At 36.3% G+C, this 25,622-nt stretch carries 25 protein-coding genes; 14 read left to right on the forward strand and 11 right to left on the reverse strand.

The features are described 5' to 3' along the window. Window positions 1-101: 101 nt before the first annotated feature. Window positions 102-2,630 carry a bifunctional diguanylate cyclase/phosphodiesterase gene (locus JMM81_RS20410; protein WP_256243390.1) on the forward strand — a complete coding sequence of 843 codons (2,529 nt, stop codon included), beginning with the start codon at window positions 102-104 and terminating at the stop codon, window positions 2,628-2,630. Window positions 2,631-3,168: 538 nt separating this feature from the next. On the opposite strand, the gene JMM81_RS20415 is transcribed toward JMM81_RS20410, so the two are convergent. From JMM81_RS20415 to JMM81_RS20425, 3 genes are all read right to left on the reverse strand, one after another. Further along, window positions 3,169-3,315, reverse strand: a complete 147-nt coding sequence (locus JMM81_RS20415; RefSeq protein ID WP_256243391.1) for a YfhD family protein — start codon at window positions 3,313-3,315, stop codon at window positions 3,169-3,171. Between the two features lie 76 nt (window positions 3,316-3,391). After that, window positions 3,392-3,577: a YfhD family protein gene (locus tag JMM81_RS20420; protein WP_256243392.1), complete on the reverse strand. Its 186-nt coding sequence runs from the start codon at window positions 3,575-3,577 to the stop codon at window positions 3,392-3,394. Window positions 3,578-3,681: 104 nt separating this feature from the next. Further along, a complete protein-coding gene (locus tag JMM81_RS20425; protein ID WP_256243393.1) occupies window positions 3,682-3,804 on the reverse strand; it encodes a YfhE family protein in 123 nt (40 codons plus the stop codon). Window positions 3,805-3,952: 148 nt separating this feature from the next. On the opposite strand from JMM81_RS20425, the gene recX reads away from it, so the two are divergent. Together recX and JMM81_RS20435 are read left to right on the forward strand one after the other, a co-directional pair. After that, complete coding sequence (gene recX / locus JMM81_RS20430) at window positions 3,953-4,756, forward strand: recombination regulator RecX (RefSeq protein WP_256243394.1); 804 nt, start codon at window positions 3,953-3,955, stop codon at window positions 4,754-4,756. Between the two features lie 85 nt (window positions 4,757-4,841). After that, on the forward strand, window positions 4,842-5,174 hold the full coding sequence (locus JMM81_RS20435; protein ID WP_256243395.1) for a YfhH family protein: 333 nt from the start codon (window positions 4,842-4,844) through the stop codon (window positions 5,172-5,174). Between the two features lie 35 nt (window positions 5,175-5,209). Here JMM81_RS20435 and JMM81_RS20440 read toward each other — a convergent pair whose 3' ends face one another. Together JMM81_RS20440 and JMM81_RS20445 are read right to left on the reverse strand one after the other, a co-directional pair. Then, window positions 5,210-5,383, reverse strand: coding sequence for a small, acid-soluble spore protein K (locus JMM81_RS20440; protein ID WP_256243396.1), 174 nt, complete (start codon window positions 5,381-5,383; stop codon window positions 5,210-5,212). A gap of 164 nt (window positions 5,384-5,547) precedes the next feature. Next, the gene (locus JMM81_RS20445) at window positions 5,548-6,528 is read right to left on the reverse strand and encodes a metal-dependent hydrolase (RefSeq protein ID WP_256243397.1); all 981 of its coding nucleotides are present in this window, start codon (window positions 6,526-6,528) and stop codon (window positions 5,548-5,550) included. A gap of 306 nt (window positions 6,529-6,834) precedes the next feature. On the opposite strand from JMM81_RS20445, the gene mutY reads away from it, so the two are divergent. Then, window positions 6,835-7,929, forward strand: a complete 1,095-nt coding sequence (mutY, locus tag JMM81_RS20450; RefSeq protein ID WP_256243398.1) for an A/G-specific adenine glycosylase — start codon at window positions 6,835-6,837, stop codon at window positions 7,927-7,929. 63 nt (window positions 7,930-7,992) lie between these two features. Here the strand turns inward: mutY and JMM81_RS20455 are convergent, their stop codons facing one another. Continuing rightward, on the reverse strand, window positions 7,993-8,175 hold the full coding sequence (locus JMM81_RS20455; RefSeq protein WP_256243399.1) for a hypothetical protein: 183 nt from the start codon (window positions 8,173-8,175) through the stop codon (window positions 7,993-7,995). A gap of 121 nt (window positions 8,176-8,296) precedes the next feature. Between JMM81_RS20455 and fabL the strand changes: the two genes are divergently transcribed. From fabL to JMM81_RS20480, 5 genes are all read left to right on the forward strand, one after another. Then, window positions 8,297-9,040 carry an enoyl-[acyl-carrier-protein] reductase FabL gene (gene fabL, locus JMM81_RS20460; RefSeq protein WP_256243400.1) on the forward strand — a complete coding sequence of 248 codons (744 nt, stop codon included), beginning with the start codon at window positions 8,297-8,299 and terminating at the stop codon, window positions 9,038-9,040. A gap of 367 nt (window positions 9,041-9,407) precedes the next feature. Then, the gene (locus JMM81_RS20465) at window positions 9,408-9,629 is read left to right on the forward strand and encodes a gamma-type small acid-soluble spore protein (RefSeq protein WP_256243401.1); all 222 of its coding nucleotides are present in this window, start codon (window positions 9,408-9,410) and stop codon (window positions 9,627-9,629) included. 248 nt (window positions 9,630-9,877) lie between these two features. Continuing rightward, window positions 9,878-10,132 (forward strand): YgaB family protein, encoded by a 255-nt coding sequence (locus JMM81_RS20470; RefSeq protein WP_256243402.1) that lies wholly within the window; start codon window positions 9,878-9,880, stop codon window positions 10,130-10,132. A 245-nt stretch (window positions 10,133-10,377) separates the two neighbouring features. After that, complete coding sequence (gene ntdP / locus JMM81_RS20475; RefSeq protein WP_256243403.1) at window positions 10,378-10,908, forward strand: nucleoside tri-diphosphate phosphatase; 531 nt, start codon at window positions 10,378-10,380, stop codon at window positions 10,906-10,908. Window positions 10,909-11,162: 254 nt separating this feature from the next. Continuing rightward, window positions 11,163-12,911: an ABC transporter ATP-binding protein gene (locus tag JMM81_RS20480; RefSeq protein ID WP_256243404.1), complete on the forward strand. Its 1,749-nt coding sequence runs from the start codon at window positions 11,163-11,165 to the stop codon at window positions 12,909-12,911. Between the two features lie 117 nt (window positions 12,912-13,028). Here the strand turns inward: JMM81_RS20480 and JMM81_RS20485 are convergent, their stop codons facing one another. From JMM81_RS20485 to JMM81_RS20495, 3 genes are all read right to left on the reverse strand, one after another. Further along, a complete protein-coding gene (locus JMM81_RS20485; protein ID WP_256243405.1) occupies window positions 13,029-14,108 on the reverse strand; it encodes an FUSC family protein in 1,080 nt (359 codons plus the stop codon). A gap of 161 nt (window positions 14,109-14,269) precedes the next feature. After that, on the reverse strand, window positions 14,270-18,748 hold the full coding sequence (locus tag JMM81_RS20490; RefSeq protein ID WP_256243413.1) for a glutamate synthase-related protein: 4,479 nt from the start codon (window positions 18,746-18,748) through the stop codon (window positions 14,270-14,272). 365 nt (window positions 18,749-19,113) lie between these two features. Next, a complete protein-coding gene (locus tag JMM81_RS20495) occupies window positions 19,114-20,400 on the reverse strand; it encodes a glutamate-1-semialdehyde 2,1-aminomutase (protein WP_256243406.1) in 1,287 nt (428 codons plus the stop codon). 239 nt (window positions 20,401-20,639) lie between these two features. On the opposite strand from JMM81_RS20495, the gene JMM81_RS20500 reads away from it, so the two are divergent. The 5 genes from JMM81_RS20500 to perR all read left to right on the forward strand — a co-directional run bounded on the left by JMM81_RS20500 (window position 20,640) and on the right by perR (window position 24,218). After that, window positions 20,640-21,047, forward strand: a complete 408-nt coding sequence (locus JMM81_RS20500) for an ion channel (RefSeq protein WP_256243407.1) — start codon at window positions 20,640-20,642, stop codon at window positions 21,045-21,047. A gap of 132 nt (window positions 21,048-21,179) precedes the next feature. Then, a complete protein-coding gene (gene bcp, locus JMM81_RS20505) occupies window positions 21,180-21,650 on the forward strand; it encodes a thioredoxin-dependent thiol peroxidase (RefSeq protein ID WP_256243408.1) in 471 nt (156 codons plus the stop codon). A gap of 171 nt (window positions 21,651-21,821) precedes the next feature. Further along, window positions 21,822-22,415 carry a hypothetical protein gene (locus JMM81_RS20510; RefSeq protein ID WP_256243409.1) on the forward strand — a complete coding sequence of 198 codons (594 nt, stop codon included), beginning with the start codon at window positions 21,822-21,824 and terminating at the stop codon, window positions 22,413-22,415. A 228-nt stretch (window positions 22,416-22,643) separates the two neighbouring features. Next, a complete protein-coding gene (locus tag JMM81_RS20515; RefSeq protein ID WP_256243410.1) occupies window positions 22,644-23,594 on the forward strand; it encodes a D-2-hydroxyacid dehydrogenase in 951 nt (316 codons plus the stop codon). A gap of 180 nt (window positions 23,595-23,774) precedes the next feature. After that, entirely contained in the window at window positions 23,775-24,218 is a 444-nt protein-coding gene (gene perR, locus JMM81_RS20520; RefSeq protein ID WP_305367867.1) for a peroxide-responsive transcriptional repressor PerR, read from the forward strand. A 435-nt stretch (window positions 24,219-24,653) separates the two neighbouring features. Here the strand turns inward: perR and JMM81_RS20525 are convergent, their stop codons facing one another. Both JMM81_RS20525 and JMM81_RS20530 read right to left on the reverse strand, forming a co-directional pair. Further along, window positions 24,654-24,746, reverse strand: a complete 93-nt coding sequence (locus JMM81_RS20525) for a YjcZ family sporulation protein (protein WP_256243414.1) — start codon at window positions 24,744-24,746, stop codon at window positions 24,654-24,656. 439 nt (window positions 24,747-25,185) lie between these two features. After that, complete coding sequence (locus JMM81_RS20530; protein ID WP_256243412.1) at window positions 25,186-25,278, reverse strand: YjcZ family sporulation protein; 93 nt, start codon at window positions 25,276-25,278, stop codon at window positions 25,186-25,188. Window positions 25,279-25,622 lie beyond the last annotated feature (344 nt).

Raw genomic sequence — 25,622 nt, forward strand, 5'->3', positions numbered from 1 at the left:
CTATTTTTAAATTAAAATATTCTAACTTTTCTATTGTTTTAGGCTATTTTTATTAGTTTATACTAGATAAAATTTGAATTTATTACATAGGAGTACATTCTATGGACAAAAAAAGAGAACTAACAACGGCTATTTTACTATTGGCTGGGATATGGATTCTTGGTTTTACTCATTTTTCCTCAGAGGTTGTTGAACAGTTCTATAACCCACGTAATCATCTTTCCTTACATATTTTAATGGAATTAATTGCGATTGCGATTGCTTTTGCGATTGCGATGCAAGGGTGGATGATTTTCACACATACATTATCGAGACATCGTTTGTTTATTGGGGCATTGTTCTTCTTTATTGCTCTTATTGATATTGTACATGTATTGTCTTTTAATGGGATGCCTTTTTTTATTATGGAAAACTCTGTTTTGCGACCAACTTGGTTTTGGATTATTTCTCGATTTACCTTAGCAATCGGTTTATTTGTTATTCTCATGCAGAAGGATCGAGCGATTGCTAGAAAGTATCGCTTATATACATTCTCACTATCCTTCGTATCTATCATGGCCATTGTGGTAGTGGTTTATGGATGGGGGGAACATCTACCAACTCTTGTGGTTGAAGGAGTTGGTGTCACAGCATTAAAAAAAGGACTTGAGTATGTTTTAAGTTTTATCTTTTTAAGTCTAATGATCCTCCTGATTCAGCAATATCGAAAAGATAAGAATCCTTCACGTTTGATGTTAATTTCCGCTATCGGTTTCTCCCTTCTTGCAGAAATTATTTTTACTTTTTATCAAAGTGTCCATGATTTTGATAATTTTCTTGGTCATATCTACAAGGTGATAAGCTATTATTTTCTTATGAAAGGGCTTTATTCATCGACCATTGAGGAGCCTTTTCTAAAACAAAAAGAAACACAAGTGGAATTACAAAAAAGCGAACAGCGTCTAAATACAATTGTGAACACAGTTGCTAGTGGAATCCTAATGGTAGATTCGAAAGGTTATATTCGTTATATGAATAAAATGGCGGAACAAATTCTTGGTCTATCCACTAGTGAATTGCTTAATAAAAAGTTGAATGATCATAGAGAAAACTGGAAAACAGTAGATGAAAATTCATTCCCTTTCATTGGTTTTTATTTTGATCAAATTAAGAAAGCTGAACAAGATAAGAATCTTCTAAGTACATATATACGAAGGGATGGAAAGCAATTATTTTTATCGTCTAATGTTTCTCAAATGTATGATGAAAAAGGGAAGATCATCAATACGATTTACTCTTTCAGTGATATTACGGATTTAATGAATGCGCAAGAAAAAATTAATTATCTTGCCTATTATGATGAACTGACTGGACTTCCTAATCGTTACTTTTTTAAAGAACGAGTGGAGGAAGTGTTATTGCAAGTCCAATCATATAATGGGGTTGCGCTGCTATTAATTAATTTGAACCGGTTTAGAATTGTGAATGATTCATTAGGGAACGATGTCGGTGATATGTTTATTGGGATAATTGCTGAAAGACTAACTGAATTTTGCAAAGCTCGCAATCTCACTGTATCAAGGTTAGGCGGTGATGAATTTGCTATTATTCAGACAAATCCAGGGGATGCGGATCAGGTAGCCAATTTTGCCAAAACGATTAATCAGCTTCTCCAAAAACCATTAGTAGCGAAAGGATTTAAGTTCCACATAGATTCAACGATTGGTATATCGATCTATAATGATGATATTGTAAGGGGAGAACAGTTTTTACAAACAGCTACCATTGCGATGCATGAAGCAAAGAAAAGTAGTCAGTCCTATTTATTTTATCATCAAGATTCAAACAAGAAATTATATGAGAATATTATTATTGAAAATGAGCTACGTAAGGCAATTGAAAAGGAAGAGCTTGTGTTACATTATCAGCCACAAGTTCATTTGAACACAGGGAAGTTAATGGGCGTTGAAGCGCTTGTGCGTTGGCAACATCCAGAAAGAGGGGCGATCTCTCCAGGAACGTTTATTCCATTAGCGGAAGAAACAGGGTTAATTGTTCCAATCGGAAAATGGGTGATTGAAGAGGCTTGTAGACAAATGAAGTTGTGGCTTGAAAAGGGTTTTTGTTGTACCCGCATATCTGTTAATTTATCGATGAGACAATTTTTCCAAGAAGATTTAGTGGATACAGTGGCTGAGGCACTGTCTAAATCAAATTTAGAATCTCATTACTTAGAATTAGAAATAACAGAGAGTATGACAATGGATGTGGATCGTGCCATTTCGATGTTGAAGAGATTGAAAAAGTTAGGTGTCCGGATCTCAGTTGATGATTTCGGAACCGGATATAGCTCGTTTAGTAATCTTCATCTGTTTCCAGTTGATCAGTTAAAGATTGATCAATCCTTTATTCGAAATTTATCAGTTGATCAGGCGAACGAAGCAATTGTCGGTACCATTATTACGTTAGGACATCATCTGCGCTTAGAATTAATGGCGGAGGGTGTTGAAACAGAAGAGCAGGCGGAATTTCTATCAAGTAATCGTTGTAATGGTATTCAAGGATATTTAATTAGTAAGCCCTTACCCCCAAGTGAAATAGAAGTGCTTTTTTGTACCGATGTGCTTTATCATGCAAAGGTGACTAATTGACTCAAATCATAGAATAATATTGTTGTAGTAATGAAGCTGGGGATGTGGGAATTTATTCCGCCCTAGCTTTTCCTGTTTAATCGAAAAATATTCTTGTAATGCATGCGGACAGATGTCCTTTTTTCATTGACTGAAACCAAAAAAAGAAAGGGGAGTTTCTTGGTTAAGCTTGTTCACTTTGCCAACTATCTTCTAGGTCGTGTTATAAAGAAAAAAGGAGTATAAGTTTTTCACATTAAGAGGCAGTAAAACCATAAAGATAAAGTTATAGTGCTGATTAAAGTTATCAACAGATAAAATCTTATAACAACAGTATTCCACAATCTTTTCCACATTATCCACAATGTTTGATACAAATTAAGGTGGATTTATACACAAGATATAAGGATAAGAAAGGTACTTTTTATCCTTATTTTTAATTTTATTCACATTACCCACAAGTTTGTGGATAAAATTGTGCACAGTTTTATAACATCTTTCAGAAAAAATAGGAAGAGGCTGACACGTTTTGTCAGTCTCTTGCCTAAATTATATCCGTTTATTTTTTCTTTTTATGTTTAGCCCTTTGATCAGCGGCATCTGCCCGTGCTTGTGCTTCTATATCAGCATTGTCAGCTACTTCTTGTGAAAATTCTACATCAAGCCCATCAGGTACTATCGTTTTTTGTTTATTGGCTTTACCCATTACAAAAACCTCCTTCAACCATATGAGAAGATAAAAGACTAACTAGTTCCTTGGCCTATTTTACAAAGGGCGTTTATTATTTTTCTTTACTATACCCTCTTTGATTAGCGGCATTTGCCATTGCTTGTTCTTCCATGCTAACTTGATTATTCAGTTCTTGAGCATATTCTTCGCTCATACGATCGTATTTCATATTTTTGGGGACTTGTGGCAGTGATCCTTTATTTTTGTCACGTGTTTTATGACCTTGTGGACGACCCATTAGAAAAACCCCTTTCAACAAATAAAGTATGGAGCGTTAGCTCCATACTTTATTATGCTCAAGCACAAAATGAATATGAACTTTCCAAGAAATTACCTAATATTTTACTTTCTACCCTTCCGATCCATAAATCCGCCGGCACGGTCTGCCATTTTGAAATCACGTTGATACGTTACTGCTTGCATGCTAGATAAGGCACTTTTTTCTTTGTCTGTTTTTTTTCCCATTTGAATCCTACCTTTCATGAAGAGTTTTCTTTGTCTTCCTTATTTTTCCCTCGTTAGAAAAGATTCATACACGAAACTGCCTACCTTTTTATATTTCATTTCAAATATGGTTACGGAATGTGCTACATTTAAAAGGAGGTGAGCGTTCATGCCGATGATAACGAAAATAACCACTCAGAAAAAAAATAAAGAACGATACAATATTTTTACGGACGAAGGAAAAGGGGAACAATACGCTTTCAGTGTGGATGAAGCTGTCTTAATTAAATATGGGTTAAAAAAAGGCATGGAATTGGATGACTTCTTTCTAACAGAAATTCATTATGAAGATGATATTCGCAAGGCCTATAATCTAGCTCTTCATTATTTAACAAGAAGAATACGATCCGAGGCGGAAGTTCGTACGTATTTATTCGAAAAAGAAATAGATGCTCCAATTATTCAAGAAGTAATATTCAAACTGTACGAATACCAGTTTCTCAATGACGAACAATATGCCATTGCCTATGTACGGACACAAATGAATACGACAGATAAAGGGATTGTTTTAATTAGGCGTGAACTAAAAGAGAGAGGAATTAGTGACGTCTTAATTGATCAAGCGTTGGCAGAATATCCGTATGACGCACAAGTGGAGACAGCACGAAAGCTTTGTGAAAAAATAGTTGGAAATAATCGTAAGGATTCTGATAAAGCATTAAAACAAAAAGTAGAACAAAGGCTCGTTCGAAAAGGATTTAGTTTTGACATCATATCGCAGGCCATTGAAGAAACAAAGTTGGAAAGAAATGATGATCAGGTAAAGGCGTTGGCGTATCAAGCTGAAAAGCTTCAACGTAAATATGCAAACGATACAGGGTATGAATATAAGCAAAAAATGAAGAGTGCCTTGTATCGAAAAGGATTTACACTTGATCAAATTGAAAAATATCTTAGTCAAATTGATGAGTAGGACTGCTTTCTTTCCTTATTTTATTATTTTCATTATACTAAAATGAGAAAAGATGTTTTGCGGTAAAAGTGGAGGGGGATTTTTTATGCAACAAGAGAAAAGATATAGTCAGTTATCACAGTATGAATTAAATCAGGAGATTGCTGAGTTACATGAAAAAGCAAGAAGGGCAGAGCAAATGGGAATGGTTAATGAATTTGCTGTCTTAGAAAGAAAGGCAATAATGGCAAAAGCTTATTTGTTAAATCCGGATGACTACATTCCTGGAGATATTTATCAAATTGCAGGAGATCCAGGTGCTTATTTTAAAATCAATTATTTAAATGGTGTTTTTGCATGGGGTTTTCGATTAAGAGGTGGAGAGGAAGAGGAAGCACTCCCGATTTCGATGTTAGCGAAACTACAGCAAGGAGGCTAAAACCCCTCACTGTAGAAGTTGGTGGAATTCATTCTTTAAAATAAATGAGATGTATCACTGTCTCTGTTCGTAGATGCGCGCATTCTTTCTTGCGGATGGGTATTGATGGTTCCATCTGCCCGTCTAGAGGCATATTCCGCTTTTGCACGAGGTTCTCCCTCAAGTTTATTGTTATTTTGATTAGGGAAATTGGTTACTTTATTTCTCATGATTTAAAACCTCCCGAATGCGTGATAAGAACCGTGACCATACAGGTGTTGTGCCTTTATGATCACGTAAACATAGTATGGGTTATCTTAATGAAGGCTATGTTGTAGAAAGCTATTTAATATATGGAAAAAAACGAAAGCGATGTCGTCTAGGTGACATCGCTTTAGCTTGGGATAACATCTAATTTTTTTCGTAATTTTTCTTCACTAAAAATCCAGCCTGTATACGAAGTTTTAATATTTAAATCTAAGTCTAGGTGAACAACGGCTACAAACGGATAATAGTCCTTACTCCGATATCGTAAGTCAATAAAGCGGACTTCATAATAATGGTCATATTCATCGACTTCCCATCGGTAAACTGGAGAAAAGGAAAGAAAAGCAGATAAATTCTCATCTTTTTTTGCTGCATCCAAAACAGGAGTTTCCGGAACAGCGATACGATTGAATTGATCTAGAATTTGCACCTGATTATTTTCTGATCTTCCAACAAAGAATTGGTGGTGGTTCATCACAGCAATCTTCCAGTGACGAAACCTCATTGTAGGAGATATGATGATCTCAGTAGCATCAGGAATGAGCAATGATATTTTATTGTAAACCTTTCTCCTTGCTTGGAAACGAACGATATAATACATCACTAAAATGACATAAATAGTGCTAAATGTATAACCAGGATCTATACCAAATCCCCATAAAATGAGCCCAATAACGTGGATGCCAAAAATAAATGGATCAAATGTATTGATGACACCGAGTGCAACCCACTTGGCTGAGAAAGGTCTCAATGCTTGTGTTCCATATGCGTTAAAAATATCAACAAATACATGGAGAAAAACAGATAGAAATGTCCAAAGCCATAAATGTAGTAAGTTTGCTTCCGGAAACAAAGGGTAGACAACAGCAATAATGGCTAGGGGCCATAAAAGAACTGCGGGTAATGAATGTGTAATTCCACGGTGATTTCGAATATAGGTAGCATTGTCTTTAAACTTTAATACGGTATCAATATCAGGGATTTGCGAGCCAGCGACAACAGAAATTAGTACGCCTGTTGCGGTTGCAGAATGTCCAGCAACAACAGGATCAAGTGTAGATAACCCACCGAGGGCGAAACCCATTACAATATGTGTGCCTGTGTCCAAGGAAGGAACCTCCTTAATTAGGTATTTCCATTGGTGAAAAATAGATCTGTCCAAACAGCTGAATTCTTCTCGTTCAAAAGATAATGCAGTTTTTATTTGAACTGTATTTAATAAGAGTTTTCAGCTTTCCATACTATTAGTGTACCAAAGTATACGCTTTGACGCAGTTAAAAATATGTATTTTTAGCGATAATATAGAAAAGTTTTACATTCACCTAGTCTTTTATAGTATGTGATTATCATTTTGATTTAACACTTAATAATAGGACTTAATTTATGAACATTTAACATCACGGAGGAATAAAAGTGACAAAAAATAGTTTGAAACATATCGAAGGGATAGATCGTAGATCCTTCTGTCAAGATTTAATTGGTTGGTTTAATGAAGAAATGCGTGATCTTCCTTGGCGAAAGGATCAGGATCCTTATAAAGTTTGGGTATCAGAAATTATGCTTCAGCAGACAAGAGTGGATACAGTGATTCCTTATTTCAACCGTTTTATTGAGCAATTTCCAACGATTGAAGCTTTATCGATAGCAGAGGAAGAAAAAGTATTAAAGGCATGGGAAGGGCTTGGCTACTACTCAAGAGCACGAAACTTACATTCTGCAGTTAAAGAAGTTCATGAAAAATACGGTGGGCAGGTTCCTGATGATCCAAAAGAAATCTCATCATTAAAAGGGGTAGGCCCATATACGGCAGGTGCGATACTAAGTATTGCCTACGGAATCCCTGAACCAGCTGTTGATGGAAATGTGATGCGAGTGTTATCTCGTATTTTATTAATGTGGGATGATATAGCAAAGCCAGCATCACGAAAAATATTTGAGCAGGCTGTCAGGGAATTGATTTCTCATGAAAATCCATCCTATTTCAATCAGGCATTAATGGAGCTAGGTGCAATTGTCTGTACGCCAACTTCTCCATCCTGTTTATTATGTCCTGTGCGCGAGCATTGTGCTGCCTTTCATGAAGGTGTTCAAAATGAACTGCCAGTTAAGACGAAAAATAAAAAGCAACGTGCGGTGCATTTAGCTGCAGTTGTGTTAAAAGATTCCCATGGTCGTACGCTCATTCATAAAAGACATGAAAAAGGGTTATTGGCGAACTTATGGGAATTCCCGAATATAGAAATACACTTACCGTTTAAAGCAGAAAAAAAACAACTGAAGGAAGCGTTGAAAACAGAATACGGAGCAGACATTGAAATTGGGGAAATGGTTGGTGTAATCGATCATGTATTTTCACACTTAACCTGGAATATTCATGTATACGAAGGTACGCTTACATCATTAAAAGAAGAGAAAACGGATCTCAAAATAGTCTCTACTGAAGAAATAGACGTGTATCCTTTTCCTGTTTCTCATCAAAAAATAATCAAGCAATACTATCATAAATAGCTATAAAATGGTGTCAGGCACTACAAAAGACATTTGTTGTGCCTGACACTATTTACTGGTCGTTTATCTTTTGCGATTGTATATTTCTTCGAGGACTTCTCTATAAATGGTTTGTCCTTCTACGTTTAAGTACGGCATAATTTGCTGAAAAGAATGATGAAAAAATTCAAGTTCATCAGTATTCCAATCCGTTTTTGACATCATGGAGAGTTCAGTCATATCTCTCATATCTTTGCCATCATACATATGTGTTCTTCCTTTCTAAAGTAAAGTCATTCATTCTTACCATTATTGTCTTTAACTTGATTGCCATCTATACATGAAAAAGTTAAAATAAAAGATATTGAGGAAAAGAAAGGAAGAAACGATGACACAAAAAGTAGCACTTGTAACGGGTAGCAGTCGTGGGATCGGAAAAGCGACAGCACTTCGGCTTGCAAAAGAAGGATATGATCTTGTTATTAACTATGCGCGCAGCAAAACAGCTGCCCTTGAAACAGCAGCAGAAATTGAGGCGTTAGGCAGAAAAGCGTTAGTCGTCAAAGCAAATGTTGGTGACGTTGATAAAATTAAACTACTCTTTGAAACGATAAAAAATGAATATGGTCGTCTAGATATTTTTGTTAATAATGCGGCCTCAGGCGTTCAAAGACCTTTAATGGAACTTGAAGAATCACATTGGGATTGGACGATGAACATTAATAGTAAAGCTCTATTATTTTGCGCTCAAGAAGCAGCAAAATTGATGGATGTAGGAGGTAAAATCGTTAGTATTAGCTCTTTAGGTTCCATTCGTTATTTAGAAAATTATACAGTTGTTGGTGTATCTAAAGCAGCACTAGAAGCGTTGACACGTTATTTGGCAGTTGAATTGGCACAGAAAAATATTATCGTTAATGCTGTTTCTGGTGGAGCTGTTGATACAGAAGCACTGAAACATTTTCCAAATCGTGAGGAACTTCTTGCCGAGGCAAAAGAAAAGACACCTGCCGGTCGAATGGTCGAAATAGAAGACATGGTAAATGCAATTATGTTCTTATTGTCTGACGACTCAAGTATGATTCGAGGGCAAACAATTATCGTTGATGGTGGTATTTCTTTATTAGTTTAACTTCATTCAGCAGAAGTCCTCCACTTCTGTAAGTGGGGGATGAATGCAAAAAGCTCTCTGATTCAGTGGGGGTTCAAACCCCGGCTGAATGAAGTTAAGCCTCCGGTGAGCCTTTCGATTTTTTAAAGGTAATTTATCGAGCGAGCTCGACGACGGACAGGACGTCCTAGTCAGGCGAAAGCCACAGGATGTGGCTTTCTGAAGCGTGATAAAAATCCGGGCGCAAATTCGGCGGGGCGAATTTGATTGTTCATGCTATGTTCAAGATGATCTAAATCGTTGTTATTTTTTTGAAAATAATAATTTATTTTTTTGAGGATAGTCTCCTTCATGCTGGGATACATTAAAGAGCGTGGAGGTGATAAACATGGCAAAAAGACCAAATCAAACTCAATCTGGTACAAACATTCAAGAAGTGAGACAACAAAATGCAGGTTCAGCTGCTGGCCAAGGTCAACAAGGTCAACAAGGTCAATTCGGTACAGAATTTGCGAGTGAAACAAATGTTCAAGAAGTAAGACAACGTAACCAACAGGCTGAAGCAAATAAAGCGAAAAACTCCGGCCAATTTGGTGGACAAAACAGATAATTATTAAAACACAGCAAGGGCACTCTGAAATCGAAAAGGGTGCCCTTTCTATGTTTCCTTTGGAGCTTAGAAGACTTTTGTTATATAAAATACATATTATTTGATTTTCTTCGCTTCGACAAAAAGTTCTTTTATTCAACACAACTAGTCAAAGGATTGAAGTAAAACAAACCGAATACATAAGGATAAGGGAAATCCCACGGTTTTTAATTTGTACGAGGGAGAAATTATATAGGCGGGTGGTAAGTGTGAAAGAATTCGACCGTTTAGTAACTGAGCAAATGAAAACAATGGATCGACTTTTATTTTTACAAGGAGAATTAGAAAGATGTCAGGAAATTGAAACGCAATTGGGAGAGCTTCAGCAGGAATCTAAGCTTGAAAGTGTACAACTAGAAATTAAAAGAATGAAAGAAGAATTGAAGGAAATCCAACAAATATTTGAAAAGCAGACAGAGGAAGTTATTCGTTCTTATCAGGAAATAAATGTAACAGCAGGTTAATGGAAAAAACAAACTAAGCAATCGGAATTTCAAGTAAAAATGTAAAAATAAACAACCATTGGTGAATTTCAATGGTTGTTTTGTTTTAAAATCTCCCGTAAACCGTTATAATAGTAGAAAATAGGAATTGTTCTTTGTTGCCTGTATATTTACTAAGGAGTATAACTGTACTTATATTATGATGTTATATACATAAAAAATGAATTAAGGTTGCAAAGCGTCCGGTAATGAAAGTAGGGGAAATAATGGGCGTACCCATCGAAGGTGAACCAGTACAAATTCATAGCTTTAAACACAATGGGCACATCCATCGCATCTGGGACGAAACAACTGTGTTGAAAGGATCGCAAAACTTAGTTATTGGTGGAAATGATCGTACAATTGTAACAGAATCAGATGGTAGAACGTGGGTAACAAGAGAACCGGCCATTACTTATTTTCATTCTCAACAATGGTTCAATATTATTGGGATGTTAAGGGAAGATGGGATTTACTATTATTGTAATTTAAGTTCTCCATTTGTTTATGATGGAGAAGCACTTAAATACATTGATTATGATTTGGATATAAAAGTATTTCCTGATATGACATTTAATTTACTGGATGAAGATGAGTATGAGCGGCATCGAAAAGAAATGAATTATCCAGAACCTATTGATCAAATATTAAAAACGAATGTCGATACATTGATCCAGTGGATTCGTCAGCGTAAAGGGCCTTTTGCTGCAGACTTTATTGATATATGGTATGAGAGATATTTAACGTACAGGCGGTAAGTAGACTGAATGAAAAAATGTATAAGAACTAGCAGAAGTATAGAAGCCGTGTTCATGTGAGGAATGATACAGGTGATTTCCTTTGTCATTGGCTATATCGATACGCTAAATATCGAAAATTATAGACTGATATCATTAGACAAATCACCTGTTGATTGGATCAACAGGTTTTTATTTGAAGGAGAACCGGGTTGGATCCCTTTTTTAAAGAGAGGATTCTAGCAATAGAAAAGAAAGTGTAAGGTGGGGGAAACTTGGACAGTATACGACGTTATCTACAATTTGTAAAACCTTATCGCCTCCAAATCATCGTAACGATCCTTATTGGGATTATCAAGTTTGCTATTCCTTTATTAATTCCACTACTTATTAAGTATGTTCTAGATGATATCGTTGGAAATGATTTGCTATCAAAAGCGGACAAAGTTGATCAATTGATCATGATTATTGGGATTACGTTTATTATCTTTGTGATTTTACGACCGCCTATTGAGTATTACAGACAATATTATGCCCAGTGGACGTCAAGTAAAATATTATATGATATCCGCGATCATCTCTTTACCCATATCCAAAAGCTAAGTTTTAAATATTATTCAAACACTAAAACGGGTGAAGTGATCTCAAGGGTTATTAATGATGTGGAACAAACGAAAACATTTGTTATGACAGGGTTGATGAATTTATGGCTTGATCTTGCTACGATTATCATTGCTATTGCGATTATGATGACAATGGATGTGACGTTAACCTTTGTGTCGATCATTTTATTTCCTTTCTATGCTTTTTCGATTAAGTATTTTTTTGGAAATCTACGTTCCCTGACAAGGAAACGTTCGCAAGCATTGGCAGAAGTTCAAAGCTATTTACATGAGCGTGTACAAGGAATGCCCGTTATAAAAAGCTTTGCCATTGAGGATTTTGAACAAACAAAGTTTGATCACGAGAATCGCAACTTCTTGACAAAAGCGATCGACCACACAAAATGGAATGCAAAAGCTTTTGCTGTTGTGAATACGATTACTGACATTGCACCATTACTTGTAATTGGTTTTTCAGGGTATCAAGTCATAACTGGAAATCTTTCAGTAGGAGAAATGGTTGCTTTTATTGCCTATATTGATCGACTTTATAATCCTTTAAGACGTCTTGTCAATTCTTCAACAACTTTAACACAATCATTTGCTTCAATGGATCGAGTATTTGAATTTATAGATGAAAAATATGATATTGAAGACAAACCTGATTCAATAGAGTGTGATAATGTAAAAGGACATATTGTTTTTGATCGGGTTAATTTTTCATATGGTGATAACGATGAAAATGTACTGAAAGATATTACACTTGATGTTCATAAGGGAGAAACAATTGCCTTTGTTGGCATGAGCGGCGGTGGAAAGTCATCGCTTATCAGCTTAATTCCTCGTTTTTATGATGTAACGAGTGGAAGAATCCTACTTGATGATGTTGATATTCGTTCGTTTAAAGTTCGATCGTTAAGAGATAAAGTTGGTATGGTGTTTCAGGATAATATTCTTTTTAGTGAGTCAGTTAAAGACAATATTTTACTTGGAAATCCTCGTGCTACAGATGAAGAAGTAATCGAAGCGGCTAAAGCTGCCAACGCTCATGAATTTATTATTAATCTACCAGAAGGCTATGATACGAAGGTGGGCGAGCGAGGGGTGAAATTATCTGGTGGGCAAAAACAGCGAATTGCTATAGCCCGTGTGTTTTTGAGAAATCCACCGATCCTTGTGTTGGATGAAGCCACATCTGCCCTTGATTTGGAAAGTGAGCATCTTATCCAGGAAGCACTCGATAAACTGGCAAAAGATCGAACTACTTTTATCGTTGCACATCGCCTATCGACGATCACCCATGCAGATCGAATTGTCTTAATAGAGCATGGAGAAATTGTTGAAATAGGCAGTCATGAACAGTTGATGTCAAAACAAGGTCACTATTATAAACTCTTTCAAGTACAGCAGATTGATCAATAGACATGGAAATGTAATAGGAGCAAATAGAATTTTTTTCTAATTCATCCTACTTTGATGAGTATATATTAGTCGATATAAAAAGCAGCTGAATATTCAGATTCAGCTGCTTTTATTTAGTTATTCTTGGTCGTCTGATAAAGTGATTTCACTTTCTTTTTTATGATAGGATTGAAAGCTTGTTATTAATAGATCAAGATGCTCAATATATTCATCATAATCAACAATGGCAGAAATGACCTGCATGAGATGATAGTGCGTAATTTGATCTTCATTTGCTACTTGTGATTGAAAAGATAAAAACAAGTTAAAAAGCTCTCTTCGGTTTAAGCGGATATCTCCTTCATCAAAAATAACATGGGGTCTGACCTTTCCAATGAATTTAAGCATCACATGTTCATGATGGTGAATGAGACAATCTAACTGCTGTTGAATGATATTTTGTAAATCATCTGGAAGGCTCACAATTTCATTTTCGAAGCGATGGAGTCTTTTTAATGTATCTAATGCTCGCTTTAGAGTAGATATCATTTGCCGATAAATAACAAGCTTTCTTGTTTTGACTAAATTGTTCTTTTTAAAATAATTTCGCTCTTCTTTATACATGAGATAAAATTGATCAATTTTAATTAAGGAATCTTTCAGTTTTTCAATGTCATTCTTTAGTAATTTATGCTCTGATGCTCCTCGAATATTGAGACGAATCCATTTGGTTATTTCTTCGGTCGAGTTAGAAATACGGTGGTATAGTTTATTTTCATATTTAGGTGGAATAAAGACAAGATTGACAATAAAAGCTGAAAGTACGCCTAGCATAATGGTTAAAAAACGAATAAGGGAAAATTCAATAAAAGTATCACCAGGTGTTTCCATAATGGCGACTAATGTAACTAATGATAATCCAACCGCATTTTCTAATTTTAACTTTATACTGATTGTAATGACAATGATGGCAGCAAGGCCGATGATAAAGACATGGTTTCCAAAAAGTAATACGAAAATGACGGCAATTAAAGCTCCAATTGTATTTCCTTGTATTTGTTCAATGATGGATAAATAGGATCTGTAAATGGTTGGTTGAACGGCAAAAATGGCTGCAATTCCAGCAAATACAGGTGATGGTAGATTAAGCAATTGAGCGACAAGCAAGGATAATATGATTGCAATTCCCGTTTTTAAAATGCGGGCGCCTAACTTCATATGCTACGATTTCCTTTCTGTTAATAAGGGGTTTCTCTACTTTCATTAAACCATTTTGTATTATATTACACAATATGGCATGATTCAAAACAAGAATAATAAAATCAAAGAAAAAAACGTCCGCGCAAGGCGAACGTTCGTTTCCTTCGAAATTCTTTAGATCATTCAGTTGAAACAGAAGGGTCTGCTTGTTCTTTGACTGGTACAATTTGGATGAAATGTTCTTCCGGATTTTCAAGTAACGTAGAAAGCGAACTAGCTTCTTCTTGTTGTTCTTGTTTAACAAGCATCGCTATATATTGACCGAGTAACTCTTCAATATCGGCTATGCCTTTTTCAGAAAGAGAGGTGACAGAAACTTTTGCCCCTTTGGCGATTCTACGCGTGATCGCTTCTTTCGTTAAGCCCATTTCTGGCTGATGTCGTACATAGATAACACCGCCGGTCATACCAGCACAAATCCATGGACCTGGGTCACCAAGAACTAATCCTCTTCCATTTGTCATATACTCAAAGGCAAAACCTTTAATATTTGCATTTACCCCGATATTTCCTGCTTCGTTTTCAGGAATTGGCTTCTTCACTTGACCACCAACAATCATGTCAGCACCTGAAAGACGAATACCTGCCCTAGCATCAGCATCTCCTTGTGCTACAAGCAGCCCTTTTTGTGCTCCATAACCAAATCCTTTTCCAACAGATCCGTTGTAGTAGTTTCCATCTTTACCTTTTGATTTAAAAATAAGGATTTGACCACCGAAAGAAGTTTTTCCAATTCCATCTTGTGCCCCACCGTTGACTTCGATATGAATACCTGAGCTATTATAAGCTCCAAGTCCATTGCCTGGAATGGAACCATTAGTATATTTTAGATGAACAGGTGGCAACTTTTTATACGAGCCATCTAAGCGATTACGAACCCGGTGGCATGAGACACGACTTCCTAAGACACGTTGTTCAGACGTAACACTTTCGTATTCCCGTGATTGATTAAGATTTTCAACAGTATCATCCAAATACTCAGCACCAACGGCGATTTGAAGCTGACTTTCTTGTGTGGCTTCAGATGTCACCGTATCGTGTGGATGAAACTGACCAATTTCAAGTGGCTTTAATAAATAAGTAAGGTCTAGTCTGTCTTTTCCACTTGTTTGTTCTAATAGATCCGAGCGTCCAACAGCATCCTGCAAATGTTTTATACCAATTGAGGCAGCTACTTCTTTTAGTTCATTAGCAAAAGCTGTGAATAAACGGGTGAGACCTTGAACCGCAAGTTCATATTGTCGTGGAACAAATCTTCTTAATCCATGTTCCTTTGCTTGTGCTTCTGAATCAATTTGTGTCGCAATCCCGACATGACATGTATCTAAATGGCAGCCACGGCAGGTAGTACAACCTATCGCAACCATGGATAATGTTCCAAAGCCGACGCGATTTGCTCCTAGTAGCATTACTTTCAATACATCTGCCGCACTTTTGATTCCTCCATCACCCCAAATTTCAACTTGATCACGTAGACCTGCTTCTAATAGAGCATTGTGGGCGGCCTTAACTCCAATTTCGACAGGAAGACCCACATGTTGAAGGGCATGAATTCTAGCAGCTCCTGTTCCACCATCAAATCCGCTTATGGTGATAATATCTGCACCTGCCTTAGCGATGCCGACTGCAATTGTACCGATATTTGGCACAACGGGTACTTTTACAGCTACCTTTGCTTGATCATTAGCTGTTTTTAATTCATGGATCATTTGTGCCAAATCTTCAATGGAGTAAATATCATGGTTGTTAGAAGGTGAAATTAAGTCAGATCCAACGGTAGCATTTCTTGCCTCAGCTATTTTTTCAGTTACTTTTGAGCCTGGTAAGTGTCCGCCTTCACCCGGTTTCGCACCTTGCCCAATTTTTATTTCAAGTAAATTCGATGAGTTTAATAGTTCGGCATTGACACCAAATCTTCCAGAAGCAACTTGCTGTCCGCGAGTGTTTGGATATTTTCCGAGCATATCCTTAATTTCTCCACCCTCGCCGTTTAAGCTAATCATATTTAATCGGTTGGCTCCTTCAGCATAGGCTCTAAAAGCAGTTTCATTTTGTGAACCAAATGACATCGAAGAAATGACAAATGGAAGATTATGCTGTCCCACATGAAGATCTACATCCATGGGTGAAATGGGTGAACTAGATACTTTGAAATTCGTTAAATGACGAATCGTTGTAGGGTTTTGTTTTTCTTGTTCCGTTATTTTCTCACGATATCCAGCATAGTTGCCAGTTGAAGCTACTTCACCAATTGCCTTCCAAATTCGTGGAAACAGATGAAAATTCTTCCCTATGCGTTCCTTTTCATTATGATAATCTTCTGCACGTAACAGGGCATCCTCTTTCATAGCAGTGAAATCATAAGTTAATTCATTAGAACCAAGAAAGTTGGTAATATTCAAATAGTTAGCCGAATTTTCATGGAGTCCTATGCTTGAGAATAATCTTCCGTATCCCCGAAGTTCATGAATACCGATTGTTGAAATGACCTTTTCTAGACCTTTAACAAGGGCCGAATATAAATTAACAATTGGTTTGACCTTTTCTTCCATCACCGTCATAAACATATAATATGGACTAATTAAATCGGCTCCTAAACCGAGGACTGTGATGATATCGTGTAAAGAACGGATTGAAGCAGAGCGTAATAAGAGCGAGCAATCTCTACGAACGGAATTTTTGACGAGTGCTTGATCAATGGTTGATGTGACTAAATGGGGATCAAGCCAGTAATTTCCGTTTTGGTGTGCCCCAGAATCATCCAAAATAATGAGTGATTTCCCTAGTTTAACAGCTGTAACTGCTTCATCAGAAAGTCGCACTAATGCATCTTCGATCGTTTCCTCTTGTTGAAAAGTAAGGGAGATGGTTGCAACTAGATTGTTCTCCTGATAGTGATGAATTAATTGATCATAGCTAGGCTGATGAACTTCATGAGAAACTTCAAATCCAGCTTTTCCCTCTATTAAAATAGGAGTTTGTAATTCTACAGTTAGGGCTGTATCTTCCTGTTGAAACAGAGAAGGTCGTTTCCCAACAATTACTCGAGTTGAAAAATGTTCTGTTTCTCGATCTCTATCAATGGCAGGGTTCGTAACAACCGCAACGCTCTCTTTTATAAAATCAGCTATGTTTTTTCGTTCTGGATTTAGAGCAGCTAGTGGTGCATCATGTCCAAGGGAACGAATCGGTTCAGCCCCTTTTTCTGCCATTTGTTCGATTAATTGGATATGATCTTTTTCCCAGCCGAATGCTCGATATTGTCCATTATGGATTTTATTTGAATGATTAAAAAGTTGAACGGTATTGTTGAAATTCGGTGGGTCTAGCCGCCTTCTTATTCCATCTAATCGTAACTTTTTAGAAAAGCGATCATACACTTCTATTTGATAGTTTTCTTGATTAAAACATTTTAATTGAGCACCCACCCATCTAAAGCCAACCTTTTCTCCGGGAGCAAGTGGTTTTGGTTCATTGACATATTCACTTGATGGAACAATTCCTGGTTCAGACGAGAATAAGTAGGAACTTTCTGTTTCCAGCATCCATAGTGGGCGAAGTCCTAATGAATCTACGCTAAAAACAGCTTCATCACCAAAGCGTGAAACAATGCCAGCGGGGCCTTGAGCAAAATGTCCCCAACCTTCGCGTATATAGGTATACAAATCTTGGAGATGGTCTGGATAAGCTTTTATTTCATTAATGATTGGAGGGAATAATAGATCAAGAGCTTCAAATAATGAATATCCATCACGACAAATAAAGGTTTCAATTGTCCGACTTAAGTCTTGCGAATCACTCGCATTCTTCACTAGTGGGACGCCAATCATTTTTGCTTCATCTCTTAATTTTGCAATTGTATTAATCTCTCCGTTATGACCGAGAACACTAAAGGGTTGAACACGAAAAAAGCTCGATAATGTATTTGTTGAATAACGGTTATGGCCAAGTGTGATCGCAGAAGCAATGAGTGGGTTTGCTAAGTCATCGTAGTATTTTGGCAGAATATCACCAGCACCCATTACTTTATAAACAGCATGATACTGACTTAATGAGGCCACATGCACATGATCGTCTTGTTCTAATTCGAATGTCAAGTCGAACAGTGCTTTTGATAATTTCTGTCCACTTAGACGTGAAGTACAGGCAAATTGAAGGAAAATGGGATTTTCTTGAATAGCGATTGGACCAAGTGCAGCGGAATTAGTCACTTTGTCTGAATGAAATAACACAGTAAATAGAGAGTCTTCAAGTTTTTTGATGAGGGATGATTTAATTGCTTCAGCATCTTTTGTTCTCGTAATAAAAATATGACCGACAACAAAGTGATCTTTTTCTGCCTCTTGAGGATTTAAACCTGCTTTTTGTAATTTTTCTTTCCAAAGAGTACGTGGGATATCGATATGAACACCAACCCCATCGCCTTCTCCATTAATAAAACCAGCACGATGGTTCATTGTGACCAAGGCATCTATACAATTCATAATATTTTCTCTTGTCGGGATTTTTCTTTTTTCCAGACAGGCCACAATCCCACATGCATCATGTTCTTGTCTGTTGAAATCCCGAAAAATGGAAAGGCTATTGTTTTGTGTCATCATGATTCGGCTTAAATGAATGACGTTCCTTAAGCCGGTTCACCTCCTGAATAAGAATTGGGATCCGACTATTCTAATGAGAGCCAGATTGTCGATTAACATTTTGTATATGACCTTTAAAGAAATAGAAGTGAAGACTATGATGTGATTTATTCAGGGCATAGTAAAATAAACTTACCGGTAACCAGTAAGTTTATTTTATCATATGAATTTTCAGAAATCAATTAATTATGCAAATATTGGAATAAGTCAATTTCGTTAACAAGCCATGAGATATTTATTGAACTTAATATGGAAGCGTTTTCATCTAAGGGAACATAAATAAACGGAAGCTCTTTAGCTTCCGTTATGTATATTTATTCAATTCATAGTTGGGAAAATGCATTTTCAACAGCATGAATTGTGGCATCAATATCATCTTCCGTATGGGCAATGGTTAAAAACCATGCTTCGTATTTGGAAGCAGCGAGATTGATACCTTGATTTAACATAAGCTTGAAAAATCTTGCAAACATTTCTCCATCTGTTTTTTCAGCTTGAGTGTAGTTTTCAATCTTTTCATTTGTAAAATAAACGGTTAATGCACCTTTTATACGATTGATCGTGATTTGAACATCATGTTCTTTAGCCGCTTTTAAAATTCCTTCTTCCAGTCTCCTGCCAAGCTGATCTAAATAATCATATACGCCGTCTTGTTTTAATACTTCAAGACAAGCGATACCAGCCAAAATAGAAGCAGGGTTTCCTGCCATGGTTCCAGCAGAGTATGCAGGACCTAGTGGTGCAACGTGTTCCATAATGTCTTTTCTACCACCATATGCTCCAATAGGGAGACCGCCGCCGATGATTTTTCCCATTGCAGTTAAATCAGGAGTGACGCCAAGTAAATCTTGGGCACCGCCATACATAAAGCGGAAAGCTGTAATGACTTCATCATAAATAACCAATGCACCGGCCTTATGTGTCAACTCATTGACTTGTTCAAGGAAACCAGGGCTTGGTTCGACCATGCCGAAATTTCCCACAATCGGTTCAACGAGTACAGCAGCAACCTCATCTCCCCATTTTTCTAATGCCTTTTTGAATGGTTCGATGTCATTGAATGGAACAGTAATGACTTCTTGAGCCATGCTTTTGGGAACACCTGCTGAATCTGGTATTCCGAGAGTAGACGGACCAGAACCAGCTGCGACAAGTACGAGATCCGAATGACCATGGTAGCAACCAGCGAATTTAATAATTTTGTCTCTTCCTGTATAAGCACGAGCGACACGAATGGTTGTCATGACTGCTTCTGTACCGGAATTGACAAAACGGACTTTCTCTAAAGCAGGCATGGCCTCCTTGAGCATTTTAGCAAAGGTCACTTCATGTAGAGTAGGGGTTCCGAATAAGACACCAGTTTCAGCTGCCTTTTTAATCGCTTCTGTTATATGTGGATGAGCATGGCCAGTAATAATTGGACCAAAGGCCGCTAAATAATCAATATACTGATTTCCATCTACATCGAAAAAGTAAGCCCCTTGCCCACGTTCCATCACAATGGGAGAACCTCCACCTACTGCTTTATAAGAGCGGGATGGACTGTTCACACCACCGACAATATGTTCGAGTGCTTCCTTATGTAGCCGTTCTGAATTTGTAAAATGCATATAAAAACCTCCTTTTGAATTCTGCTTCTATATTTTAGCACTATTACCCATCCTATTGATGATTTGATTTATTTTGATTATTTAGGAGAGCTTTTTGAGGTGTTGATTTTAATGAAGGAGTAGCTGGTGGTTGTTTCTTTTCTTGAGGTTGTTTTATAGGAGTGTTTGGCATATAGATATAATGACAAATACTAAATATTTGTGAGTGTTTTATGAGTGAACATGAAAAGAGGGAAGACATGTTATACTTGATTTCATTTGTTTTCACGATTTATTGTATTCTAATGAGCTTGAGAACTATTTTTATCCCAAATACGATCAAAGGAAAACTAGTATCAGTTGAGAATTTTCTTTATTTAACATTTGTTTATATTACAATCTTGCTTGGTTTTGGATTAATCTATATTTTACTTGAGACGAAGGGACATGAAGTGTTAATTGAACAGTATTCAACCCCATCAGAAAATTTTATTGAACGACTTGGGACCTATATTTATTTTAGTGCAGTGACTTTGTTTTCAGTTGGGTACGGTGAGATTGCCCCGATTGGAGTTGGACGTATTATTGCTATGATTGAAGCATTAATAGGCTATACGATTCCTGCTGCATTTGTGGCAAAAGCTGTATTTGATCGTGAGCAGAAATAAGTTCCTGTTGTGTTAAAATGGTATAATAGAATTCAGATAATTTGTAAGTAGATTATCGCTAATCATCGTGTTATAGTGAGAGAATGGGAAAATAAGGTCATCATGAATTGAATACAAGTAGGAGGGATGAAAATGTCAACACTTACAGGTCAATTGGCTCCAGACTATGCTTTACCGGCAAGTAATGGACAAACTGTTCAGTTATCTGATTTTCATGGAAAAAATGTGGTGCTTTACTTCTATCCGAAAGATATGACACCAGGGTGTACAACGGAGGCATGCGATTTTCGCGATCGACATGAAGATTTTTCTGAACTAAATACTGTGATTCTTGGTGTAAGTCCAGATCCAATAAAAAGGCATGAAAAATTTATTGAAAAACATAATCTTCCATTCTTATTACTTGCTGATGAAGAAAATGAATTGGCAAAAGCGTTTGATGTATGGAAGTTGAAGAAAAACTTTGGTAAAGAATATATGGGCATCGAACGCAGCACATTTATTCTCGACCCTGAAGGGAAAATAGTAAAAGAATGGCGTAAAGTAAAGGTAAAAGACCATTCGAACGAAGTTTATACATTCATTCAAGAAAATCTAATGTAAACAAAAAAAGCCCTGTTACATCGCTGTAAAGGGGCTTTTTTAAGCTGATGATCAGAAAAAAATTATCGTTCTCTAAAAAAAGATAAATATACTGTAGCCTTTATCCTTTATTATTCGTCTATTTATATTAAGTAGTAGATCATAATCATTAATTTTTATATGGTGATAAACATGAGACAAAGAAATATTTATATTCTATTAACGGATACAGGTACATGGTTTTCGAGAATGATTAAATGTTATACAAAAGCTCCGTATAACCACGCCTCCATTTCCCTTGATGAAAACCTAGAAGAACTATATAGTTTTGGTCGAAAAGTGTATTATAATCCTTTATCTGCCGGTTTTGTAAAGGAAGGAGTTGATCGTGGAGTCTTCCTCTATAAGAAAAATACAAAATGTATCATTTATAAAATGGTTGTAAGCGAGTTGCAATATGATATTATATTAAAAAGCATCGCACAGTTTAAGTATTTCGAAGATCAGTATCGATATAATTTACTAGGTGTGATGGGGATTGCCATGAATAAAAGGATCATAAGAAAGAATGCTTTTACTTGTTCGCAGTTTGTTGCTTCTGTACTAGTTGCGAGTGGCATACATGTGTTTGAGAAGTATATTGAGTTGATCACGCCGAATGATATTACAAAAATTCCTCAATTGCAGTTAATTTATGAAGGGAAATTACGTGATTATCATCAAGCGAAAACAGCGATATATAATCCGGATTTATTTGATTGGAATCAGTATAAAGCGAATTTTTAACGAAAATAAATAGAAATTGAAATTATAATTATTTTTATACGCCCTTTTTGCATTAAGCAGGCTATTGTCCATTCATTTATCCAAGTTTTGAATACCCTTATATTAGGGCATACCTCCTCAGATATTTTTAGCAGGTTGAGCATTCAACCTGTTTTTTTGTGGGCAAAATTAATTCTCTAATAATACATAGGTGTTATGATAGTTAAAAAAAGGTGGGGAGAGTTATTTATGAAGATTGTTTCATCCATTTTTCCAAATGAAAAAATTCAAGAGGATATAAAAAAGGAATTTCCAGAAATAACGTTTGAATTTTATAAAGGAATGAAAGCGGCGGAAGAGGCTTTTTATGATTGTGATGCTTTTCTTACATATGGAGATGACTTAACGGACCAGCATATCCAAAAGAATCATCAGTTAAAATGGATTATGCTCATGTCTGCTGGATTGGAGAAAATGCCATTAAAAGCAATTGAGGAAAAAGGGATAATTGTGACGAATGCTCGTGGGATTCATACAATCCCGATGGCTGAATTCACCATTGGTTCTATGCTTCAATGGGTGAAACAAACAAAAGCGCTGTTGGAAAATGAGCAAGGACAAGTTTGGGATCGAAAACTTCAAATGGGAGAGTTGTGTGAAAAAACAGTTTTAATTTTGGGAGTCGGAGCTATCGGTGGTGAGATAGCGAGGCTTGCGAAAGCTTTCAGGATGAGGACAATTGGCGTAAACCGAAGTGGCAAAGCGGTGGAACACATTGATGAGCTATTTCTTATTGATCAATTGATGACGGCTTTACCGAAAGCAGACTTTATCGTTTCTGTTTTACCGAGTACAGCTGAAACAAAGCAGTTATTAACGAAAGAACATTTTACAACAATGAAAGATACGGCTGTGTTCATTAATATTGGTCGTGGGGATTTAGTAGATGGGCAAGTGTTGCAACAAGCATTGGAAAGTAATACAATAGCACATGCCTTTTTAGATGTTTTTGAAAAGGAACCATTAGAAAAGAATCATCCTTTTTGGCATATGAAGAATGTGACTGTTACACCTCATTTATCAAGTGTGGGAAAGAAGTATTTACCAAGGTCATTTACTATTTTTAAGCATAACCTATCTGCATACTTAAATAAGAGTGATGATTATATTAATTTGATTGATTTACACAGAGGGTACTGACAAAAAGTAAAATAAGAGGTAACATAGAAAAGGTTTTCATTTTGAGCGAAGGTGTACTAAATATGATCAACAATGTAAATAAACCATATAGATAGGGTAGTTATATTGACAAAAGTGGTAAAAATTCGTACACTATTTATAACAATTATAAACTAATAATATTTTTTAGAAAAGAGGTGTATGACGGTGGAACAAAATCAGTTAAAGGAAGCACTCGATACCTTAAAGGAAACGCGGGTTCGCATAACCCCACAACGTCATGCGATACTCGAATATTTAATAAGCTCAATGTCACACCCAACTGCAGATGATATTTATAAAGCCTTAGAAGGAAAATTCCCTAATATGAGTGTTGCTACAGTTTATAATAATCTTAGAGTGTTTCGTGAGGTTGGTCTTGTTAAGGAGTTGACCTATGGTGATTCATCTAGTCGTTTTGACTTTGTTACAACCCAGCATTATCATGTGATCTGTGAAAGTTGTGGTAAAATTGTTGATTTCCATTATCCTGGACTGGATGAAGTTGAACAGCTTGCGAGTCACGTAACAGGATTCAACATTAGTCATCATCGGATGGAAATCTATGGTTCGTGCCCAGATTGTTCGACAAGAGAAGTACACTAAGAAGTGTATCAAATTAATAGTAAGTATCATGCTGATGGTTGATAACTATCGGCTTTTTTTTGTTAGGATTTGTTAAACAATATTGTTGATGCTTTAAATGTCTTTGGTGTATGCGAGTGGTAGCTATTCATTAGGAATCTATATACCTCTTTTAAATAAATGCAATCTTTGCACCAGAACCATCATTTCATATCTGTCATTTACGTTGTTAGCTTGGTGGGTATGTGGTGGTACCCCTACATGGTACAGAAGGGTTTTTTTTATATTCCCTATTAATTAACGAATATACTAGATCTTTATATACAATATTTCTTTTCCATAGACACCGTTGTACTATATCAATATATGCAACGATGCCTATGCAAAAGAAAGGGAAATAGGTGAAGTTTTTATATCAGAATGAAGAAGAAGATCAATGACCTTCTTCTTATGCACTTAATAACCGTATCCCACTGCTGCTGCTCCCACGATGATGAGTAGAATAAACAAGACAACGATTAACGCAAATCCGCCTGCATAACCAGACATCATAACACCCCCTTTTTGTATTTTTTAAAGATGCTTACAGAACTTCTAAACATCTTTAATATAAATATATTCTTAAATGGTTCGAAATGATTGGGTAAGTTTAACAAGATAGTTGCCTTTTTTAAATGGATGTAATAAAAAATATAGAGAGAAAGCGATATCTCCCTGTTCGAATCATATTTTTGTAAAATCCATTGTATTAGCTAATAACTGAAACATACACTTATTTCAAATATATGTTAGGTCTTTTATCCTATACTGTAAAAATGAAGAATGGATCTTCAAAATTACTTTTTGAAGATCCACTCTTTTTTTGTTATTTTTAGTAAAAACGACGGGACCTAAATCCGTGGTGTCCAAATCCATGATGCCCGAAACCGTGTCCAAATCCATGTCCAAAAAATGGCATACTTTATCACTTCTTTCTCAATAATTTTAATTAGTAACCGTAACCTACAGCTGCCGCTCCCACAATAATCAATAAGATAAACAAGACAACAACTAACGCAAATCCACCTGCATAACCAGCCAATGTAGCGCCGCCTTTTTGTTGTATATTAAGATGGTTAGAATGTATCCAAATATCTTTAATATAAAGATATTCTGAAGTGTTCCGAAATGATTGGGTTTATTAAACAGGATGTAAAAATTAAAACACCTTTAAAAAGTCGGTATAAATAAACATCCATCAGCGATTACTCCCAACCATAGGATGAAAAAGTTTTTACAGAAAAAAGAGAAGACCTTTAAAGGGCCTTCAAAAGTAATGTGAGTTAGACACATAATCAATTATTTTATCAGTTTTAGGCGAGAATACCCCTTCCTCAAGGAATGTGAAGGGAGTTAGCCCAATGAGTAGGGAGGGGATGAATCGCC

This window comes from Bacillus sp. V3B (genome assembly GCF_024494465.1).
Lineage (GTDB): Bacteria > Bacillota > Bacilli > Bacillales > Cytobacillaceae > Bacillus_BD.

Bases quoted from the DNA above. Each gene is read 5' to 3' on its own strand.
- JMM81_RS20410 (WP_256243390.1), top strand. From the start codon at position 102: ATGGACAAAAAAAGAGAACTAACAACGGCTATTTTACTATTGGCTGGG.
- JMM81_RS20415 (WP_256243391.1), bottom strand. From the start codon at position 3,315: ATGGGTAAAGCCAATAAACAAAAAACGATAGTACCTGATGGGCTTGAT.
- JMM81_RS20420 (WP_256243392.1), bottom strand. From the start codon at position 3,577: ATGGGTCGTCCACAAGGTCATAAAACACGTGACAAAAATAAAGGATCA.
- JMM81_RS20425 (WP_256243393.1), bottom strand. From the start codon at position 3,804: ATGGGAAAAAAAACAGACAAAGAAAAAAGTGCCTTATCTAGCATGCAA.
- recX (WP_256243394.1), top strand. From the start codon at position 3,953: ATGCCGATGATAACGAAAATAACCACTCAGAAAAAAAATAAAGAACGA.
- JMM81_RS20435 (WP_256243395.1), top strand. From the start codon at position 4,842: ATGCAACAAGAGAAAAGATATAGTCAGTTATCACAGTATGAATTAAAT.
- JMM81_RS20440 (WP_256243396.1), bottom strand. From the start codon at position 5,383: ATGAGAAATAAAGTAACCAATTTCCCTAATCAAAATAACAATAAACTT.
- JMM81_RS20455 (WP_256243399.1), bottom strand. From the start codon at position 8,175: ATGTATGATGGCAAAGATATGAGAGATATGACTGAACTCTCCATGATG.
- fabL (WP_256243400.1), top strand. From the start codon at position 8,297: ATGACACAAAAAGTAGCACTTGTAACGGGTAGCAGTCGTGGGATCGGA.
- JMM81_RS20465 (WP_256243401.1), top strand. From the start codon at position 9,408: ATGGCAAAAAGACCAAATCAAACTCAATCTGGTACAAACATTCAAGAA.
- ntdP (WP_256243403.1), top strand. From the start codon at position 10,378: ATGGGCGTACCCATCGAAGGTGAACCAGTACAAATTCATAGCTTTAAA.
- JMM81_RS20485 (WP_256243405.1), bottom strand. From the start codon at position 14,108: ATGAAGTTAGGCGCCCGCATTTTAAAAACGGGAATTGCAATCATATTA.
- JMM81_RS20490 (WP_256243413.1), bottom strand. From the start codon at position 18,748: ATGACACAAAACAATAGCCTTTCCATTTTTCGGGATTTCAACAGACAA.
- JMM81_RS20495 (WP_256243406.1), bottom strand. From the start codon at position 20,400: ATGCATTTTACAAATTCAGAACGGCTACATAAGGAAGCACTCGAACAT.
- JMM81_RS20500 (WP_256243407.1), top strand. From the start codon at position 20,640: ATGTTATACTTGATTTCATTTGTTTTCACGATTTATTGTATTCTAATG.
- bcp (WP_256243408.1), top strand. From the start codon at position 21,180: ATGTCAACACTTACAGGTCAATTGGCTCCAGACTATGCTTTACCGGCA.
- JMM81_RS20510 (WP_256243409.1), top strand. From the start codon at position 21,822: ATGAGACAAAGAAATATTTATATTCTATTAACGGATACAGGTACATGG.
- JMM81_RS20515 (WP_256243410.1), top strand. From the start codon at position 22,644: ATGAAGATTGTTTCATCCATTTTTCCAAATGAAAAAATTCAAGAGGAT.
- perR (WP_305367867.1), top strand. From the start codon at position 23,775: ATGACGGTGGAACAAAATCAGTTAAAGGAAGCACTCGATACCTTAAAG.
- JMM81_RS20525 (WP_256243414.1), bottom strand. From the start codon at position 24,746: ATGTCTGGTTATGCAGGCGGATTTGCGTTAATCGTTGTCTTGTTTATT.